General features: G+C 68.6%; 12 protein-coding genes. 5 read left to right on the top strand and 7 right to left on the bottom strand.

Translation table 11 applies throughout. The annotated features are described in order from the left end of the window. Positions 1-31: 31 nt before the first annotated feature. The 6 genes from LLH23_22600 to LLH23_22575 all read right to left on the bottom strand — a co-directional run bounded on the left by LLH23_22600 (position 32) and on the right by LLH23_22575 (position 8,172). Entirely contained in the window at positions 32-3,097 is a 3,066-nt protein-coding gene (locus LLH23_22600) for a hypothetical protein (protein ID MCE5241265.1), read from the bottom strand. A 102-nt stretch (positions 3,098-3,199) separates the two neighbouring features. After that, positions 3,200-3,862, bottom strand: coding sequence for a DUF1559 domain-containing protein (locus LLH23_22595; protein MCE5241264.1), 663 nt, complete (start codon positions 3,860-3,862; stop codon positions 3,200-3,202). Between the two features lie 100 nt (positions 3,863-3,962). After that, on the bottom strand, positions 3,963-5,867 hold the full coding sequence (locus tag LLH23_22590; protein ID MCE5241263.1) for an ABC transporter ATP-binding protein/permease: 1,905 nt from the start codon (positions 5,865-5,867) through the stop codon (positions 3,963-3,965). 94 nt (positions 5,868-5,961) lie between these two features. Beyond that, a complete protein-coding gene (locus LLH23_22585) occupies positions 5,962-6,321 on the bottom strand; it encodes a four helix bundle protein (GenBank protein ID MCE5241262.1) in 360 nt (119 codons plus the stop codon). Positions 6,322-6,393: 72 nt separating this feature from the next. Then, positions 6,394-7,074: a TIGR00266 family protein gene (locus LLH23_22580; GenBank protein MCE5241261.1), complete on the bottom strand. Its 681-nt coding sequence runs from the start codon at positions 7,072-7,074 to the stop codon at positions 6,394-6,396. A 78-nt stretch (positions 7,075-7,152) separates the two neighbouring features. Then, on the bottom strand, positions 7,153-8,172 hold the full coding sequence (locus LLH23_22575; GenBank protein ID MCE5241260.1) for a Gfo/Idh/MocA family oxidoreductase: 1,020 nt from the start codon (positions 8,170-8,172) through the stop codon (positions 7,153-7,155). Positions 8,173-8,336: 164 nt separating this feature from the next. Here LLH23_22575 and LLH23_22570 point away from each other — a divergent pair, with 164 nt between their 5' ends. The 4 genes from LLH23_22570 to LLH23_22555 all read left to right on the top strand — a co-directional run bounded on the left by LLH23_22570 (position 8,337) and on the right by LLH23_22555 (position 16,114). Further along, positions 8,337-9,071 (top strand): polysaccharide deacetylase family protein, encoded by a 735-nt coding sequence (locus tag LLH23_22570; GenBank protein ID MCE5241259.1) that lies wholly within the window; start codon positions 8,337-8,339, stop codon positions 9,069-9,071. 285 nt (positions 9,072-9,356) lie between these two features. After that, complete coding sequence (locus LLH23_22565; protein ID MCE5241258.1) at positions 9,357-13,790, top strand: DUF4962 domain-containing protein; 4,434 nt, start codon at positions 9,357-9,359, stop codon at positions 13,788-13,790. A gap of 348 nt (positions 13,791-14,138) precedes the next feature. After that, on the top strand, positions 14,139-15,374 hold the full coding sequence (locus LLH23_22560) for a M20/M25/M40 family metallo-hydrolase (protein MCE5241257.1): 1,236 nt from the start codon (positions 14,139-14,141) through the stop codon (positions 15,372-15,374). Positions 15,375-15,421: 47 nt separating this feature from the next. Beyond that, positions 15,422-16,114: a prepilin-type N-terminal cleavage/methylation domain-containing protein gene (locus LLH23_22555; protein ID MCE5241256.1), complete on the top strand. Its 693-nt coding sequence runs from the start codon at positions 15,422-15,424 to the stop codon at positions 16,112-16,114. A 46-nt stretch (positions 16,115-16,160) separates the two neighbouring features. Here LLH23_22555 and mutL read toward each other — a convergent pair whose 3' ends face one another. Beyond that, positions 16,161-17,966, bottom strand: a complete 1,806-nt coding sequence (gene mutL, locus LLH23_22550; GenBank protein ID MCE5241255.1) for a DNA mismatch repair endonuclease MutL — start codon at positions 17,964-17,966, stop codon at positions 16,161-16,163. Positions 17,967-18,231: 265 nt separating this feature from the next. Between mutL and LLH23_22545 the strand changes: the two genes are divergently transcribed. Then, positions 18,232-19,260 (top strand): GHMP kinase, encoded by a 1,029-nt coding sequence (locus LLH23_22545; protein MCE5241254.1) that lies wholly within the window; start codon positions 18,232-18,234, stop codon positions 19,258-19,260. The last annotated feature ends 76 nt before the right edge of the window (positions 19,261-19,336 follow it).

Genomic DNA, 19,336 nt, shown 5'->3' with positions numbered 1-19,336 from the left:
CCCACGGCCTGTTCGCCTGTCTGTAGGCCCGCTACCGCTGCCCCGTCTTCCCCAACGCCTCGAAGTACTTGCGCGTCAGGTCCTCATAGCCCAGGGGTAGCTCGCGGGGGCCGCCGGAGGCGCGTAGGGGGAGGGGCTGCAGCGTCGTGGGGCGCAGGGCCGGGGGGCTGGCGGGGGGACGGTACGGCCGGGGGGCCTCGGCGATCCGCTCGCGGCTCTCCCGCTCCTTGTTGTACAGCGAGCGCTGGGCATCCAGCATCTTGTGCAGAATCTGCTCCTGCTGGCGGTACGTGCGCTGGGTGACCTGCCCGCCCCGCAGGTCCTCCTCGACCTCGTCCATCTGCGCCGGCAGGCCCCCCAGTTGCTCCCCGAGCCCCGACATGGGCTGCCCGGCGCCGGGCAGTTGCCCCAGCATCTGCTGGAGCCCCTCGCGGATGCCGGCCTGCTGCCCGGCCAACTGGCCGCCGGCCTGCGGCTCGCCGGTGGCGCCCTCACGGGTCGCCTGGTTGAGGCCCTGCTGCTGCTGGGCCAGTTGCTGCAGCCGCCGCATGAGTTCCTGCAGCGCCATCTGGGCCGAGGCCTGCTGGAAGCCCTGCTGGGACTGCACAAGCTGGGCTGCCAGGCGGTTGAGCGTGGTCATGGTCTGCTCCTGGCCCGCCTGGGCCTCGGCCATCGCGCCCCCGGACAGGTCGCGCTGGGCCTGGACGGATGTGGCGGCAGCCTCTCCGGCCTGCTGCACCAGCCCCGGGTCCACCAGCGGCGACTTGCCAGCCAGCTCCTGCAGCCGCTGCGTCAGGCGCTGGGTGCCCTGGCTGATGAGTTCCTGCCGCCGGGCCAGGCGCTCCAGCGCGGGCTTGGAGTTGATGAGCTGCTCGGGGTAGCGCTCGACCAGGGGCGCGATGTCCCGCCGCAGCCGCTCCTGGCGCTCGGACAGAGCCAGGGCGCGCTCGGCCAGCTCCAGAGCGGCCCCCGTCAACTCCTGGCGCATCTGCTGGTAGACGCTCGCCTGCAGCCCGGATAGGCCGCCGCTCAGCTCCTGCAGGGCCTGGAGGGCCTGCTGCTGGGGCGGCGCGGCCTGGGCAGGCTGGGCCTGCTTGAGCGCCCCGGCGGCCTGGCGCATCAACCCCGCCACCTCGCGGGTCTTCATCTGCTCGGCCAGGGCCTGCAGCTTCTGCCCGATCTGTTCGTCCTGGTCTGCCGCCTGCCGGGCGGCCTCCTGCATCTTCGCCTCTGTCTCGTCGGCCTGGCGGGCCAGATCCTGCTGATCACGCCCCTGCTCTCTCAGGGCAGTCGTGGCGTCGCGCCCCGTGCGTTCGGCCTGCTCGCGGCGCTCGATGAGTGCCTGCTGCTGCCGTGCGAGAAGGTCAATCCGCTGGCGCAGCTCGCCCAGCAACCCCTCCATCTGTGCCTGCTTGAGCAGCGCCAGGAGCTGATCGAGCCGCTGCAGCAGCTCCTCCTGAGCCTGGCGGGCCTGTTCGAGCGCCGGCGCGGCCTGCTGCCGGGCGGCGGCGGCCTGCTGGAGCTGGCGCAGGGCCTCTTGCAGCTTCGTGTCGAGCACCTCGCGCAGCAGGCGGTTGGCCTCAGCCAGCCGGCGGCTCAGCTCGGGCAGGGCGTCCCCGTGCCGCTGCACCTCCTGCTCGGACTGCGCCAGGGCCTGCCGCAGCTCCTCGGCCTGCTTCTGCAGCCGCTGGGCGGCCTGTTGTAGCTCGCCCATGGCCTGGGCGCTCTCCGGCCCGCTGCGCTGCTGCAGCTCCTCAATCTGCTTGCGGATCGCCTCCGCCTCGTCGCGCAGGCGCTCGACGGCCTGGCGTTGGTCCTCGGCTGCCTGCTGGAGCCGTGCCACGGCCTCCTGCGGAAGGCGCTCCGCCAGCGTCACCTTATACGTGCGGGAGCTGCCAGGAGCCGACAGGGGGCTGTCGTCGTGGGCGACAAGGCGGTAGCTGACCGACTGGCCCGGTTGCAGCTTCAGGGGCAGCAGGTCCCATTCGTACTGAATGTGCTGCACGACGCCGCTTGCGGGCAGCCACACCCGCCGCCACCGCTTCTCCCCCGGCAGGCGGTACTCAAACGCGATCTCTCGCAGCCCGTAGTCATCCACCGCCACGGCGTCCAGCTTCAGCGGCCGGGCTTCCTTGAGCACCAGGTCGCGACCGGGGGCGCGGATGCGGACCGTCGGGGGATTGTCGGCGATCAGCCGCAGCGTGCCCTGGCACAGGCGGACGCGGCGGCCGTCGGTGGCGGTCAGTTCCCATCGCGCAGGCCCGCTGAGCGTGAACTCGTGCGCCAGCCGCCCCCCGTCTTGCGGCCGCAGGACGCGGCCACGGTCGTTGATCTGCAGCTTCAGGTCAGCCTGGGGCGGGTCCAGCGCGCTCAGCGTGACCCGGGTGCCCGGCAGGGCCGCGAGCTTGCCCAGATGGGCGGTGACGGTCTTCGGTGGCAACTGAGAGTATTCCGGGGGTTGCAGCGTGATCTGCAGGCCGAGGATGGCCAGCGGGGGTTCGGCGGGACGTTGTACGGCGGGGGCTTGTATCTCGCCGACAATGGGGCGGGGTACAGGCCCCCGCCCTACAGACATTGCCGCCAGGGCGTCGCGCGAAGCGACGGTCAGGCCACCGGCCACGAGAGTGGCGACGAGTGTGGCGATCAGCAGGGGTCGCAGACGGTGCAGATCGAGCACAGAGCGACGGGGGATGAGTGCGAGGGCTTCCTCGGCCTGCCGGATGGCAGCCCGGACCAACTGCGGCGAGCCAGCTCCGGGCCGGCTGGTGGCCGCCCCTTCCGACGGCAGCCCCTCCAGCAACTCCACGGCGGTCAGCAGCGCCTCGCGCAGGGCCGGGTAGTGGCGCTCCACGACCCGCGCGACCCGGCGGTCGCGCAGCCGCCGCGCCAGCACCGCGACCACCACGCCGGCCAAAGCCAGGGCCACCGTGGCTGCGAGGACAGGCCACGGGTCGCAGGACAGACCGAGGTGGGCCATCGCGACGATGGAGAGGAGCAGCAGGGCGGCCAGGAGCAGCCAGCACAGCAACAGGAGCGCCAGCAGGCGCAGGCGCAACAGGCGCCGCAGACAGCGGAGTTGATGCTTCAGGTCCGTCATGACGTATGCGCTACTTCGTTAGGCGTCTGGCCGGCTCCTGCGGACGGAGCAGGGGCCTCGCCAGAGGCGGGCGGGGACGGAGAGACAGGCGCGGCGGGTGCTTCAGTTGAACTTCAGGCTCGTGTCGCCGTAGCGCCTGTACCACTTCGCATGGCCATCGCCGAGGACGATGTTGCGCCCCTCGTTGTGGGGGAAGGCGTTGTAGTAGGGGTTCCCGCCCGACAGCCAGGTACTCATGGAGCAGCGGGCGCTCCCCAGGTCGGTGCGGCCCAGGCCAGGCGTCGGAGGCCAGTCGTCGGCACACGTCTCGGCCATCAGCACCGTCTCGGCGGGCCTGTCCCACGTCGAGATCTTGTGCCCATTCCAGTTGGGGCAACTGCCGGAGGCCGTGCCGCGCGTGGCCTGGCAGATCAGGCACGAGTAGCCGTAATGCGGGTACGCGCCCATCACGTAGGCCGAGCCGGAATACGTGCCACCGGCACGGCTGGGACAGGTCCACACCTGAGCGTTCTTGATGTAGGGGTCATAGAAGCGGGGGTAGTAGAGCGTGGTCCCCAGCGCGGCATAGAACCACGGCGCCAGGCCTTCGTCGTAGTCCTGTGCATACTGCAGACACGCGATGGCCATCTGCTTGGTGTTGTTGAGGCAACTGCTCTGGCGCGCCTTCTCCCGGGCTTTGGCGAACACCGGGAAGAGAATGGCGGCCAGTATGGCGATGATCGCGATGACAACCAGCAGTTCAATGAGTGTGAAGCCACGTCGCATAAGGATGACCTCCTTGAGCGCCGCGCCGGAGGGCGGCGGCATGGCAACAACCATTGCACGTCTTCGACGCCGCCATGGCCGCACCTGCCGCAGTGGCCCACTACCCCCCGGGCCCGATCATCCCCTCGCCGGCCTGCAGACCCCAGTCCTCAGCGATGCGGAACTGCCGCTCGACCATCTCGGCGTACAGGCCCTGCCGCTGCATGAGGGTCTCGTGGTCGGCCTCCTCCACCACCGCGCCGTCGTCAATGACGATGATCTTGTCGGCCTGGCGCACCGTGGACAGGCGGTGGGCGATGACGAAGGTGGTTCGCTGCCGCATCAGGTTCTCCAGCGCCTTCTGGATGATCTGCTCGGCCTCGGTGTCCACCAGCGAGGTGGCCTCGTCGAGAATGAGAATGCGGGGGTCGGCCAGCAGGGCGCGGGCGATGGCCAGGCGCTGCTTCTGCCCGCCCGACAGCTTCACGCCGCGCTCGCCGATCTCGGTGTCGTACTTCTCGGGCAGGTCCTGGATGAACTCATCGGCATGGGCCGCCACGCAGGCCGCCTGGACCTCCTCGTCGGTCGCGTCAAGCCGCCCGTAGCGCACGTTCTCGCTGACGCTGCCGTTGAACAGGAAGGTCTCCTGCAGCACCATGGCCATGTGCGAGCGCAGTGACCCCTGGGTGACCTCGCGCACGTCTACCCCGTCCACGCGGACAATGCCTTCGAGGGGGTCGTAGAAGCGCGGGATGAGGTTGACGAGGCTGGTTTTGCCGGCGCCGCTGCGCCCTACCAGGGCGATCGTCTCTCCCGGCTTGGCGCTGACGTTGACATCCTTGAGCACGATGTCGCCGGTCTGGTAGCGGAAGGTCACACCTTCCAGGTCCACCTGCCCCCGGACTTCCTGCAGTTCGGCGGCGTCGGGCTTGTCCTCGACTTCCGGCTTCTCCTCCAGCACCTGGAAGATGCGCGCCAGGGCCGCCAGGGCGCGGTTGTACAGGTCGTAGACGCGCACCAGGCCGCCAAAGCGCCAGTAGAAGCCCTGCAGCAGATTCACGAAGGACATGATGGTGCCGGTGGTGGCGGCCTTTTCGCCGGCGCTCAGCATCAGGCCCCCGCGCCACATGACCAGCAGCATCCCGACAGACGTGATGAAGCTCAGCGCCGGGAAGAAGTTGGCCCACATGCGGATGGCGCGGACATTCGCCTCATAGTACTGGCGGCTGGCGCCCTCGAAGTTGTCGAACTCGTACCTCTCGCGCGCGAAGGCCTTGATGACCAGGATCCCCGCGATGCGCTCCTCGAGCTGGGCGTTGATCTCTCCCAGCTCTTCCCGGATCTTGCCATAGATCGGGCGCACGAACCTCGAGAAGACGTACATGGCCCCCAGGAACACCGGCAGCGGGATCAGGGACAGCAGCGCCAGGTGCCAGTTCATCGCGAACATGGTCCCGACGCTCAGCAGCACCCGGAGGCCATCGCTGATGACCTCGTCCGTACCGTGCACGACCATGTCCTCGACGGAGTTCACGTCGTTGGACAGCCGCGACATGATGTCGCCGGTCTTGTTGCGGTGGAAGTAGCTGAGGGACAGCTCGGTCAGGTGCCGGTACGTGTCCACGCGCGTCTCATACAGCAGACGCTGGCCCAGCACGTGCATCAGGTTCATGCGGATGGCGTTCATGGCGTTCGTGCCCAGGAACATCAGGCCGATCATCCCCATGGACCAGACGATCGCCGCGGGCCAACGCAGCAGGAAGCCCTTGTCTATGAGGTAGCGCAGCAGGTAGGCCTGGACCGGGGTGTCCAGGACCGCCCCGATCACCATGGCCAGCACGGCAACAGCCACGATGGGCCAGCGTGGGCCGATGATCTTGCCGAACCACGCCAGCATCCGCCGGTCGGTGATCTTCAGCGGCGGCGGGTCGTTCTCGCTCTTGTCACCGGGGTGGCGCTTGCCGTGGGGGCCGCCGCCATGCCCGCGGCCGTGTCCGTGGCCGCCCGGTCCTCGCCCAAAGCCCATGGGGTGGACTCCCCTGTCAGGTAGTGATGCCGACGAACGGCGGGATTCGGGATTCGGGATTCGGCCCCGCCGGGCCTTGTGCGCCTGGTGCCGTCTACTGCAGGGAGCGCAGCAGGCCATTCAGGAGTTGGCGACACCTGGCCAGGCTGTCATGGAGGGCCAGGCAGTCCAAACGATAGCCCAGGTCCTCGCAGAGCATGATCTGCGTTTCCAGTTCCGCAGCGGACCCCCGGGCGATGCGCAGGAAGCGGATGTATTCCTGCTTGGCACCCCGCCCGTACCCCTCGGCGATGTTGCAGGGAATGGAGACCGCAGCCCGGCGCATCTGACTGGTCAGGCCGAAGCGCTCATCTTCAGGCAGGGCGCGAGTGGCGACGTACACGTCGCTGACCAGGCTCCGCGCGACCTTCCAGGCATCCAGATCCTTGTGATCTGCAATGGATCGCGGCTCCATGCTAACCCCCTTGTCGGCACAAGACCCGATTCCCGATTCCCGATTCCCGATTCCCGCCGTTCGCCTCTGCCGTTACCCGCTCGACTGCTTCGGCAGCTTCGGGATGAGTACGCCCAGGAAGGCCTCGAAGCTGCGGCTCTGCATGTAGAGCCGCCCCGGGCCGACGAACTCGGAGACGAGCCCTTCACCCGAGAACAGCGTCTGCTTCAGGCCGCCCACGCCGCGCACGTTGTAGGTCATCGTGCTCTCGAAGGCCACGACGTGGCCGGTGTCTACCACGTACCCCGCGCCCGCCGGCAGCTCCACCATGTGGATGGCGCCGTAGCTGGAGATGAACAGGTCGCCCTGGCCCTCGCACTTGAGCAGGAACAGGCCTTCCTTGGAGAAGAAGCCCTTGGCGCCGGCCCACGAGGTGTCGGTGTTGACCGTCGGGGAACTCGCTATGAAGGACCCCGACTGCACCATCATGGTTCCCCCGGCCATGGGCACGTGGATCAGATCGCCCGGCAGGCTCGGGGCCAGCGTCAGCTCCCCCTGGCTGCCGGCGCAGGTGAAGGTGTTGATGAAGAAGCTCTCGCCACCGAGGACCGCCCGCTTGAGCCCGCCCAGGATCCCGCCGCGGGCCTGGGTCTGAACCTGGATGTTGGGGGTCATGGAGACCATGGCGCCCGACTCGGCGAGTACAGCTTCCCCGGGCTCCATCACCAGACGCAGCAGCGAGTACGACGGCCGGTACAGGACTTCGTTCTGCATGTGAGGCCTCCCTGTGTGGTTGTGGTCCGTTCCGTGCTCGTACGACCGGCAAGACGCGGGCTGGGAAGCCCGCGCACTCTACAGCGCCACGCGCTGGCCCGTCTGCGCCGACTGCCGCTCCGCCTCGATCACGCGTACCGACTCCATCGCGGACTCGGGCCGCACGCGCTCGGGCTGCTGGTTCGCCTGCAGGCACTGGACGAAGTAGGCGAATTCCCGCTGGTAGCCGGTCTCGTCGGAGACTTCCGGGTGGACCGGCTCGCCTGCGGCCGGGTAGAAGGTCAGCATGGGGCTCTTAGCGGTTGAGAAGTCCAGGCAGCCTCTCTCGCCCAGAACCTGGAAGGCCATCTCGAACGGGAAGGTGGACGGGAAGCCCCAGCCGCCCTCGGCCACACAGATGCAGCCGTCGTAGAAGTACTGAGTGAGGGCGTGGTCCACCGGCTCGCCGCTGCTGCCCCGGTTGGCCGCCTGGGCCGAGAGGCTGTCCGGCCGGCCGAGCAGCGAGATGATGAAGTCCACATCGTGGATGTGCAGGTCGGTGATGGCGCCGCCGGAGAGCGAGTTGTCCATCAGCCAGTTGTCCTGCGACCAAGTCGGCGTCGGCGACAGCCGCGTGAACTTGGCCGAGGTCAGGCGCCCCAAGGCCCCGCCCTGCACCATCTCCGTCAGCTTCTCGTACGCCGGCCAGAAGCGGATGCACTGGGCGATGAACAGGAGCTTGCCGTTGGCGTGGGCGGCGTCAATCATCCGCTGGCAGTCGGCGGCGCTCAGGGCCATCGGCTTCTCGCAGATGACGTGCTTGCCGGCCTCGAGGGCCTTGACGGTCATGTCCGCGTGCAAGTACGTCGGGGTGCAGATGTCCACGCAGTCCAGGCCGTCGGGGGCCAGCAGCTCGTCGAGGGTGGCATAGCGCGCCTGGGCGGTCAGATCGAGCGTCTGGGCCTCGCCGATGTTGCCACCTACGGCCTCCACTTGTGTCGCCCGGCGCTGGGGCTCCTTGTCACAGATGGCCACGAGCTGCAGCTCCTCCATGGCCTGATGAATGGCGAAGTGCTGCTGTCCCATGAAACCCAAACCAACAAGACCAGTGCGGATCATGATGATCCCTCCTATGGATCACGGCGCCCGTTAGGCCGGGGCGCTGTTCTGTAGTTGACGCAGAAGGTGGATAATTGGTCCCGGCCGGCGCCGATTCCTTCTGAAGAGGGAATGCCGGGCGCTGGAAAGAAATCGCCCCGAACTCCGACCGGCGGTGACCCCCGATGGCATGGCCAAACGGCAGGCGCTGGGTCTACTCCATCACCTACGACGAGGGCGTCCAGAGGCTGCTGGAGCACGCCGTGCCGCTGCACCGGCAGTATGGCGTCCCCGGCCATGTGGCGCTGGTGGCCGGCCAGGTCGGCGTGCCCCGCGACGTGCCGGGCAGCAGCTTCGACGGCTGGATGATCCTCTCGCGGGCTGAGCTTGACGGCCTGTGCGCCGAGGGGTGGGGGGTCTCCTGCCACGGCATGACCCACGCCGCCATCGGCCCGGACAACGCCGACGTCGAGGTCGCGCAGGCGCGAGCCACGCTGGAGCAGGCGCTCGGGCGGCCGGTGACGATGTTCTGCGTGCCGGGGAACAACGACAGCTATCCGGCGGCGCTGCAGGTGGCAGCGGCGGCAGGCTACCGTGCCATCATGACGATCACCGACATGGTGAACACGTCGGAGACGGACCTGATGGCCCTGGGCCGTGTGCCGATCCATACGCGCTATCCCGGCCCGTTCTTCTCGGCCTTCGACCCGTACAAGCGGCTCCACCAGGCGCGTGACCTGGGTGGCTGGGTCATTGACTACTGCCACTGCCCCCTCCCGGGCAAGCCCGCGCACGAGGCCAAGGACTGCACGCTGGAGGAGCTGGAGCAGCGCTTTGAGACCGTACGACGGGTGGGCGGAGACGAGGTGTGGCTGGCGGAGCCGAACGAGGTGGTGGAGTGGCTGACGAGGGGACGATGAGGCGGGATGGGAGCACGGCGGCCCCTGCAGGGCGCCGCCAGTGGGTGGGCGCCGACGACCGTGGGCTGCCGCCCACGGCTACGCACGTCGGGCCCTTCGGGCCGAACGGCCAACGACAGGCGAGGGGCAGTTGACGCTTGGTCGTCTCCTCCCGCAGACACAGGGGGGCCGTGCCGTCTGCCCCCGCAGGGGGCCAACGTATGTAGCCGTGGGCGGCAGCCCACGGGAACAGGGCGCCATATCGCCTCTGCGCCCCGCAGGGGCCGCCGTGAAAGGACCCAGACCATGCAACGCATCACCCCGATCCTCGTTCCTCTCTTCGCGCTGAGCCTCGCGTTCGCCCAGCAGCCCCTGGCGCTCACCAACGCCGGGCTCGAAGTGGACGCCAACAAGGACGGCCTGCCCGACGGCTGGTCCCGCTATGTATCCAACGGCACGGCCCAGACGTCCGTGGATACGGGCGTCAAGCATGCCGGCGAGGGCGCGCTGTGGGTGGACTGCGCGCCTGCCAGTCGCTGCACCGTCAGCCAGCTTGTGCCGGTGGCGGGCGCCGGCCAGTTCACCTTCGGCTGCTGGCTCAAGACCGACCTGCCTGCCGGCAGCAGCGCCCATGTCTACATCCAGTGGCGCACGGGCAACGACACCGTCCGCAACGAGAACCCGTCGCCCCTCCTGACGGGCAAGCAGGACTGGACGGAGATCTCGTGCGTGGGGACGAAGCCTGCGGAGGCCACCGGAGCGCTGCTCGTCATCGTCGTCCAGACGGCCCAGGGCAAGCCCGGCACGGCCTGGGCCGATGACGCCTGGTTCAAGGCCGGCTCCTTCCCGAAGGGCCCGGTGCCGCCACCGCCCCCGGCGGCTCCGGCCGCCGCGCCAACCGCACCTCCCGGGCAGCTTGTCAACGCCTCCTTCGAGACGGATGCCGACAGCGATGGGCAACCTGACGGCTGGAGCAAGGCCATCCACGGGCAAGGCTTCGAGCTATCCCGCGACGCGACCGTGGCCCACACCGGCCAGGCCTCGATGAAGATGCTCGGCCAGCCGGGCGCGGCGGACCGGGCGGCCATCCTGCAGGTCAGCACGCCCATCGCCACGCCGAAGGCCGTGCGCGTCCATGTGTGGTACAAGGGCTCCGGCAAGGCCGCCGGGATCCTGCGCTACCGGCCGGTGCCCGGCGTCGTGGTCGAGATGGACACCTACGGCCAGCGCGATTTCGCAATCGAGACGCCGAAGGCCGACTGGACCGAACTCACCTTCGACGCCCCGGCCACCGAAGCGGCTCTGCAGGCCCCTCAGGTGCGGCTGGAGGTCATCCTGTACCAGAAGGGCGAGGGGCCCCTGTGGTATGACGACGTGAGCCTGGAGATGCTCAAGGAGTACACACCGAAGCAGACGCAGGCGGATGATGCGCTGATGATGCCGTGGCGGCCTGCCGAGGGGCGCGTGGTGCTGCAGAACCCGCCGGACTTCAGTTGGCCCCCGCAGCCGGGCGCCAAGAGGTATGAGTTCGCGCTCAGTCGCGCCCCGCAGTTCCCCGCCGGGCAGACGGCCATAGCCCAGACGCCGTACAATGTCTACAGCCATCGCGCCACGCTGGCGAACGGGACGTGGTACTGGCGGATGCGCTACGTGGACGGGGCCGGGGCGGCTTCGGAATGGAGCGCCGCGCGCCCTTTTGCGGTGACGGCGGCGGCCACCCCGTTCCCGGTGCCGCCGCCTGAGGAACTGCTGGCCCGCATCCCCCAGGGCCACCCGCGGGTCTTCGCCACGGCGGCGACGCTCGCGGCCTTCCGGGCGGCCCTGCAGGGCCCCAAGAAGGACTGGTGGGCCCGCTTCCAGGGGCGGCTGCAGAACTGGCTGGACAAGCCCGTCGAGAAGGAGCCGCCGAGCGACTGGCTCATGGGCGCCCGGACGAGTGGCAAGCCCCTGACCGACGATGACATCCAGGCCGGCAACAAACTGCGGAGCTACGTCGGGAGCATCAACGCCCGCCTGCAGGACCTCGCCTTCGGCTATCTGCTCAGCGGCGACCGCAAGTACGCCGACAAGGCCATCGCCCAGATGATGGAGATGGCGACCTGGGACCAGCTGGGGGTCACGTCATACAAGAACCAGGACCAGGTCTTCCGCGACATCGCCTGGATGACCGCCACGGCCTATGACTGGTGTTATGGCGTGATGACACCGGAGCAGCGCCAGACCATCCGCGAGGCGATCCTCGTGCGGGCGCGGACGCTGTACAAGGACTTCACCGACGCCCGCTCCATCGTTCAATACCCCTATGACTCCCACGGCATCACAGCGTATGGCTATCTGGGGATCATCGCCATCGCCCTGGCCCACGAGACCGCGGAGGCCGACGGCTGGTTCAAGTTCGTGGCCGCCACCTACCCGGCGGTTTTCCCCCCGTGGGGCGGCGAGGAGGGCGGCTGGAGCCAGGGGGTGGGCTACTGGAAGTGGAGCCAGCACTTCGCCTGGGTGTTCTTCGATGCGCTCAAGAGCGCCACGGGCCTGAACATGTATGACAAGGCCTATTGCCGCAACAACGGCTGGTACAAGCTGACCATGCACCCGCCGTGGTGTGACCGCCACCACTTCGGCGACGGCAACCATGGCCCTCCCGACAGCACCGACCAGAGCAACCTGGCGCGCTACGCCACCGAGTACCGCAGCCCGTACTTCCAGTGGTATGCCAGGAGCTTGCCCTATACGCTCGACTTCGGGCTCTACAGCTACTTCTGGCATGACGACACGGTGCCAGTCAAGCCGCCAGCCGATGTGCCGCAGGGCTGGTTCTTCCCTGACATCGGCTGGGTGGCGATGCACTCGGACCTGTCGGACCCCAACGATGTCATGCTGATGTTCAAGAGCTCGCCCTATGGCTCGTACAACCACTCCCATGCCGATCAGAACAGCTTCGTGCTCTACGCCTATGGCGAGCCGCTGCTGATAGACAGCGGCTACTACGACTGGTATGGCAGCGACCACGACGTGGGCTACACGCGGCAGACGAAGGCCCACAACGACATTCTGGTCAATGGCGAGGGCCAGCCGATCTTCGACATGACCGCCAAGGGGCAGGTTCTGCGTCACTTCACTAGCCCGGCGGTGGACTACGCCCTCGGCGACGCTACCGTGGCCTACAAGGGGAAGCTGACGAAGTTCCAGCGCCACATTCTGTACCTGCGCCCGAGCGGCTTCCTCATCATTGACGACCTGGAGGCCCCCACGGAGAGCACCTTCACCTGGTGCCTGCACGCCGAGCAGCAGATGCAACTGCGGCCCGACAAGCAGGAGGTCGTCGTCACCCGCGGCAACGCCCGCTGCCTGGTGAAGTTCCTCGTCCCGCAGGGCCTGAAGCTCGAGCAGACCGACCAGTTCACCCCGCCCTCGGTGCGCAAGCTGGCCAACGAGTGGCACACGACGGCGACCACGACGGAGAAGGCGAAGCAGATACGCTTCATCACCTTCATCCGCCCGGCGCCGCTCAGCGAGCCGGAGGCGGACCTGGAGGTCAAGGCGCAGTTCGAGAACGACCTGCTGCTCGTGGCGTGGGGCACGACCCCGACGCCGGGGGGCGTCATGACCGCCTGGCTGGGGAAGGGCGGATTCAACGCCTCGGTCGTCGGCCCATGGACGACGGGCGCCGTCGCCAGCGTCATTGACGGCCGCTACTTCAATCTCAAGGACGCCCAGGGCGAGTTCCAGTTGCTCGGAGCCGACAAGCCGATCACGGCGACACTGGAGCTGCGCGGCAAGGACAACGCCACCGCGCAGGTCGCCAATGTCTTCTTCCAAGCGCCGACGGATACGCCGGTGGAGCTACGCGTGCGGGAGGCCGTCAAGCAGGTCACGCTGGATGGCAAGCCCCTCGCGGGCGGCAAGTACCGCTGGGCCCAGGAGAAGCTCGCCCTGACGCTGCCTGCCGGCGAGCACGTGCTGCGCGTCAACCCGGAGGCCGAGCAGGCGGCCGCGCCGCCGGTGAAGGTGACGCTCGACGGCCAGGCCCTGCCCCAGAGCCTGCAGGCCATGCACAAGTGGACGGGCGGGGCGCTCACCTGGGGCAGCTTCTCAGGTCCCGGCCAGCCGGTGCGCCTGGCGCAGGTTCAGGCGCCCGAGGGAGCGCAGGTGCTCGTGAACAACCAGTCGCCGCAGCCGGGGCGGATGGCCTGGCTGGGTGACACCAATGCCCTCGACATCCGCAGTGACAAGGCGGGGCCGATCAGCCTGTCATATGAGAAGCTGTTGCGGAGCGACCAGCCGGTCGTGACGGTCGCGGCTGAGGGCGACGTGGAGAAGCTGCCGGGGGCGATCAAGCTGGAGGCGGAGGACTACGCGCAGGCCGGGAACGGCAGCCTCAGTCGCTACACCAACCGCCCCTTCCTGTCCGGCGGCATGGGTCTGGGCAACTGGACCGCGCCGGGCCAGTGGGTACAGTGGCAGATCAAGGTCCCCCAAGACGGGCGCTATCGGCTATACTACAAGGCCGCGACCCACGAGCCGCAGGCCACCCGGCTCATCACGCTGGACGACAAGCCCCTCGGCAGCGAGTTCCGCACCTTCCGCTTCGACACGACGAAGGGCTTCGGCGCGACGCCGGAGGAATGGCGGGTCTTCCAGACGCCCGAGACGCTGGACCTGAAGGCCGGCACGCACACGCTGCAGATGATGTGCCTGGGCGGGTTGCTGAACATGGATTGGCTGGTACTGGCGCCGTAGGAGCGCGGGCTTTCCAGCCCGCGCCGTGGCGGCAGGAGGAGCGGCTCCCGAGTCCGGCGGCCCCTTCAGGGCGCCGGGGGATATGGCGTGGCCTCGTTCCGGCGGCTTCCGCCGCCGGCTACAAACGCGGGCGCCTTCGGCGCCGGACGACAACGACTGCCGGCAAGGCACGTCCGGGGTTGGCAGTAACATAGTGTGGCCTCTGGCCGTTTGCCCGCGAAGCGGGCCACCGTACGTAGCCGTGGGCGGCAGCCCACGGGGCGCGGCGCCCCTCTCCCCTCTCGCCCGTCGTTGGTAGGCGCACCCCGCAGGGGCCGCCGGGACGTTCATCCAGAAAGGCACGATTGCATGTCCGACATCACGACCTACACCCAGTCCCTCATCCCCGAGATCACGCAGGTCCTCTCCGACCTCATCGCCTTCCCCTCCACGGTCGGCCATGAGAAGCCCGTGGCGGAGTACCTGCACGCGCATATACAGGGGTTCTGTGATGAGTGCGATTTCGTACCCAATGACAACAGCCTGCGGGACGACCCGGACTACTCCTGCCCCGTCAAGGGCCTCGACTACACCGACCGGCCCAATGTCCGCGTGGCGATGCGGGGGGCCGGCGGTGGAAAGTCGCTCTTGATGAACACCCACATGGACGTCGTCCCGCCCTCCTCGATGCAGGAACAGCCCTTCGAGCCGCAACTGCGCGATGGCGTGCTGTTCGGGCGCGGGGCGTGCGACGCCAAGGGGCAGATCGCGACGATGTACTTCCTGATGAAGGCCCTGCACGACCTCAAACCCGGTCTGAAGGGGAACGTCATCGGCCACCTCGTGATCGAGGAGGAGGTCGGGGGCAACGGGACCGTGACGATGGTGCGCAAGACCGGCGACACGGCCGACGCGGCGCTCGTCTTCGAGCCCTCGGACTTCACGCTCTACCCGCAGATCCGTGGCGCGGTGTGGTTCGAGGCGACCGTGTACGGGCAGTCCGGCCACTCAGGCAAGCCCGGCGGGACCGTGAGCGCGCTGCTGAAGGCCATCCGGGCCATCGAGGTCTTCACCGCGTACCACGACCGCTGCATCGCCGAGAGCCGCGGGAAATACCCGCTGTTCGACCAGTTCGAGAACCCGGCGCCGCTGACCATCGGCCAGCTCGAGGCCGGCGACTGGCCCGCCCAGGCCCCACAGAAGTGCGTCTTCCGCGGTGTGCTGGGCATCCTGCCCGACCGGACCAAGGAGCAGGTCATGCAGGAGCTGCGGGACGCCATCCGCGACTGCGGCGATGCATGGCTGGCCGAGCACTTCGAGGTTGACTTCACCTACCGCCACGATGCCAGCGTCATCGCGCCGGACCATGCGCTGGTGGGAGCCCTGAGCGCGGCGCTGGAGGCGTCCGGGGTGGAGACGAAGGTGTCGGCCATGACGGCGTCGGCGGATGCGTGGATGTACAACAACCAACTCCGCATCCCGACGTGCTGGATCGGCCCGGGCAACCTCGCGGTCGCGCACAGCAATACGGAGCAGATCAAGGTGGCGGACGTGGCGAAGGCGGTGGAGGTGCTGTACCGGTTCGTGTGCGACTGGTGTGGGTAGACTACGAACGGCGGGGACAGGACGTAGGGGTATCCAGGAGGGGAAGGATGGACAGCGGGCAGGGGACTGTCATCATGCCCAACATGCGCCCCCGTGGCTTCACACTCATTGAGCTGCTCGTGGTCATCGCGATCATCGCGATCCTGGCCGCCATCCTCTTCCCTGTCTTCGCCAAAGCCCGAGAGAAGGCGCGGCAGTCGTCGTGCCTGAGCAACCTCAAGCAGTGGGGCTCGGCCGTCCAGATGTACGTCCAGGACTATGACGAGACGCTCCCCCCGGCCATCGGCGAGGGCAGCCCCGGCACATTGGTCACAGTCTTCGAGCTGCTCGCCCCGTACGTCAAGAACACCCAACTGCGCCTGTGTCCCTCCGACGGCAGCGGCTCCATCAACTACACGACCTACGGGCTTGGGCGCTACAGCTACGCCCCGAACCTCGGCCAGCCCCTCGGCCCGCCCAGCTACGCCTTCACACCGGCCGTGTTCGCCTACCGCGTCCCTACCTGGGCCGGTGGGGCGCCGACGATGGCCGACGTCGCCACCCTCGCCTCGATACCGTACCCCTCCGAGACGACCGCGCTCTTCGATGCCACGTCGTCCGGTAACGCCCTCGTGGCCGCGCCGCGCCACAACGATGGCTCCAACGTCGTCTTCCTCGATGGCCACGCCAAGTGGGTCGGCCGGTCGGCCGCCCTGCGCGGCTACACCTCCAGCTTGCGCTTCCACGGCATTCCGCAGTAGTCGGGGGCAGGTCAGGGGTCGCTTCCCGTGGGAATGCGAGTAGCCTCTACCGACGGAACCGCCGGTCGAGTTGCTCGCCCGTCATCGAGATGATGATCGGGTCGCCATGGGGGCAGACGGCCGGGGCGTTGGTCTGCAGCAGGTCGCGCACGAGGTTGCGCATCTCGTCGGGCGACAGGCTCGTGCCCTTCTTGATCGCCGTGTGGCAGGCGACCATGGCCAGCAGTTGCTGGCGGCGCTTCTCGACGGAGGCCGGGGTCTGCCAGTTGGCCAGGTCCTCGATCAGGTCTCGCACGGCCACCTCGTACGGCTGGCCCGTCAGCGCCGCCGGCACCGACCGTAGCAGCACCGCACTGGGGCCGAAGGGCTCCAGCTCGAACCCGAGGGCCAGCAACTCCTCCGCGTGCGTCTCCACCGCCGCCGCTTCCTGGGCCGACAACTCCAGCGTCAGCGGCACCGCCAACAGTTGCCGCGCCACGGGCCCCTCCGCCTGCTCCAGGGCATGCAGCAATACGCGCTCCGCCGCGCGGTGCTGATCCACCAGCAGCAAGTCCCGCCCCAGCCGCGCCACGAGGTACTTGTTACCCATCTGCCCGAGCACCTCGGGCTGCAGCAGCGGCGGCGGCTCGTCCATCAGGCGCTGCTGTGTGCCCGGCGGCTTGCTCTCCTCGGGCTCGGGCGGAGTGAAGACCTCCAGGCCGTCGTCTCGCTGGTCTATGGCATCGGCGAAGGGGTTCACGCGCAGGCGCTGGGCGCGGAGACGCTGCCGCTGTTCGAGATCGGCCGCGAACGGCGTCCCACCCCCTGCCCCCTCCCTGAAGGGAGGGGAAACGACACCGACCCCGGGGGTGAGGGACCGGAATCCCGCCGCGGCCAGGGCCTCAGCGCACGCCGCGCCAAAGGCCTGGTGCACCCGTGCCTGGTTGCGGAACCGTATCTCGATCTTCGTGGGGTGCACATTGGGGTCCACTTCCTCGGGCGCAAGCTGGAAGTGGACGGCGCACAGGGGGTTCTTGCCGCCCGGCAGGAGCAAGCCGTAGGCCTCGCCGAGGGCGTGGCTGAGCTGGCGGCTGCGCACGAAGCGGTGGTTGACGAAGAAGAACTGGTGGGTGCGGGTGGCGCGGGTGAGCTTCGGGCCGGAGATGTACCCCCGCAGGCGCAGGCTCTCAGTCTTCGCCTCGACCGGCAGGAACTCCCGGGCCGCCCCGCTGCCGTAGATGCCCGCCAGGACCGACAACAAGTCGCCGTGGCCGGCGCTGGTGAACAGCGTCTGGCCGTCGTGCACGACCTTGAAGGCGATGTCCGGCCGCGCCAGCGCCAGATGCTGCACCCACTCCAGGCAGTGCCCGCGCTCGGTGGCGGTGGTGGCGAGGAACTTCAGGCGCGCGGGCGTATTGTAGAAGATGTTGCTGACCTCGATGGTCGTCCCGGGCGGGCAGCCGGCCGCGCTCGGCCCATCCACCCTTCCCCCCTCGACGGTCAGCGTCGCCCCCTCGGAGGCATCATGCGGGCGACTGGTCAGGCGCAACTGCGCCACGGCGCCAATGCTGGGGAGCGCTTCCCCGCGGAAGCCCATCGTCAGGATGCGGTCGAGGTCGTCGGCTTCAGCGATCTTGCTGGTCGCGAAGCGCTGCACGGCCATCAGGAGGTCTTCAGCGGCCATGCCGCAGCCGTCATCCACGACCCGGATGAGCCGCCTCCCGCCCTCGCGCAGCTCTACCTCAATGCGGCTGGCCCCGGCGTCAATGGCGTTCTCGACGAGTTCCTTGACGACACTCGCCGGGCGTTCGACCACCTCGCCGGCGGCGATGCGGTTGGCCAGGTTCTCGGGGAGGACATGTATGGTAGGCATGGAGTTGAGAGTTGAGAGTTCGCGGTCGGTGACCGCTCGTGCAGGCCCGGTTCTTTCTGCAGGCCTGGGTGTTCGGGCGGCCTCGCCCGATCGCGGCGATGGTGTACGAGGGGTCACCGACCCCGACTGACTGCGCCTTGGCCACGACGCCCAGAGACGGCGAGACAGCGTCTCATCTTCCCCCTGCGCCGCCGGGAACCCTTCATCTCGGGCAGGTCACAGCCTCTGTGCCGTGGAACAAGCCCGGCAGAAACGAGGGCTGTCTATGCCGATCCGCAGCCGCACGCCTACCCGCGTGGACTTCGCGGGGGGGACGACTGACCTATATGCCTTCAGCAGCCGCGAAGGGGGCGCTGTCCTGAGCGCCGCCATTGACCGCCATGCGTATTGTACCCTGCATCAGGGCGGCGTCAACGGCGTGAAGATCCACTCGCAGGACTTGGAGCAGTACGTCGAGGCTGCCACCATCAAGGAACTGGAGTTCGACGGCAACCTCGACCTGCTGAAGGCCGCCGTCCGCGCGCTGGACTTGCCCTCGGGCCTGGACATCAGCGTCCGCTCGGACGCCCCGCCGGGCTCCGGCACGGGCTCCTCGGCCTCGATCGGCGTGGCCCTGCTGGGGCTGCTGGACCACATGCGGGCCAGCGACCCCGCCCGCCGCCGGTCGCGCCTGAGCCGCTTCGAGCTGGCGGAACTGGCCTGCAACCTGGAGAAAGACCTCGGCATCGTCGGCGGCAAGCAGGACCAGTACGCGGCCGCGGTCGGCGGCTTCAACTACATGGAGTTCACCGGCGAGGACCAGGTGGCCATTGAGCCGCTGGAACTGTCGCCCGCCGTCGTCTGCGACCTGGAGAAGCACCTGGTGCTGTGCTACTCGGGCCAGTCGCGCCTGTCAGGCAGCACCAACCAGAAGATGATCGCGGCCTACGAGAGCGGCGACCCGGTGGTGGGCGGCGCCATGCGCACCGTCAAGCGCGTAGCGCAGGACATGCAGCGGGCGCTGCTGGCGGCCGATCTGCAGTGGTTCGGCGAGCTGATGGACGAGGAGTGGCACGCCCGGCGGCAACTGGCCGAGGGGGTCGTCACGCCGAAGCTGCAGGAGCTGCGCGAAGTTGCCCTCGGGGCCGGGGCCATGGCCGGCAAAGTGTGCGGGGCGGGCGGCGGCGGCTGCATGCTGTTCCTGTCCCAGCCGGATCGCGAGGGCGCCGTCCGCAGGGCGCTGCAACAGTCCGGCGGCCAGGTCATTGACTTCAGCTTCGACTTTCGCGGGCTGGTGGTGTGGGAAGTGGGTTAGGAACGGGCAGGTCGCGGTCGGTGACCGCTCCCACGCCGAACGCACATGAGACAGGAACCGTTGTGGGAGCGGTCAC

This window comes from bacterium, assembly GCA_021372615.1.
Lineage (GTDB): Bacteria > Armatimonadota > Zipacnadia > Zipacnadales > UBA11051 > JAJFUB01.
The sequence above is the reverse complement of the archived record's forward strand: the minus strand, read 5'-3'. Positions and strand labels throughout refer to the sequence as shown.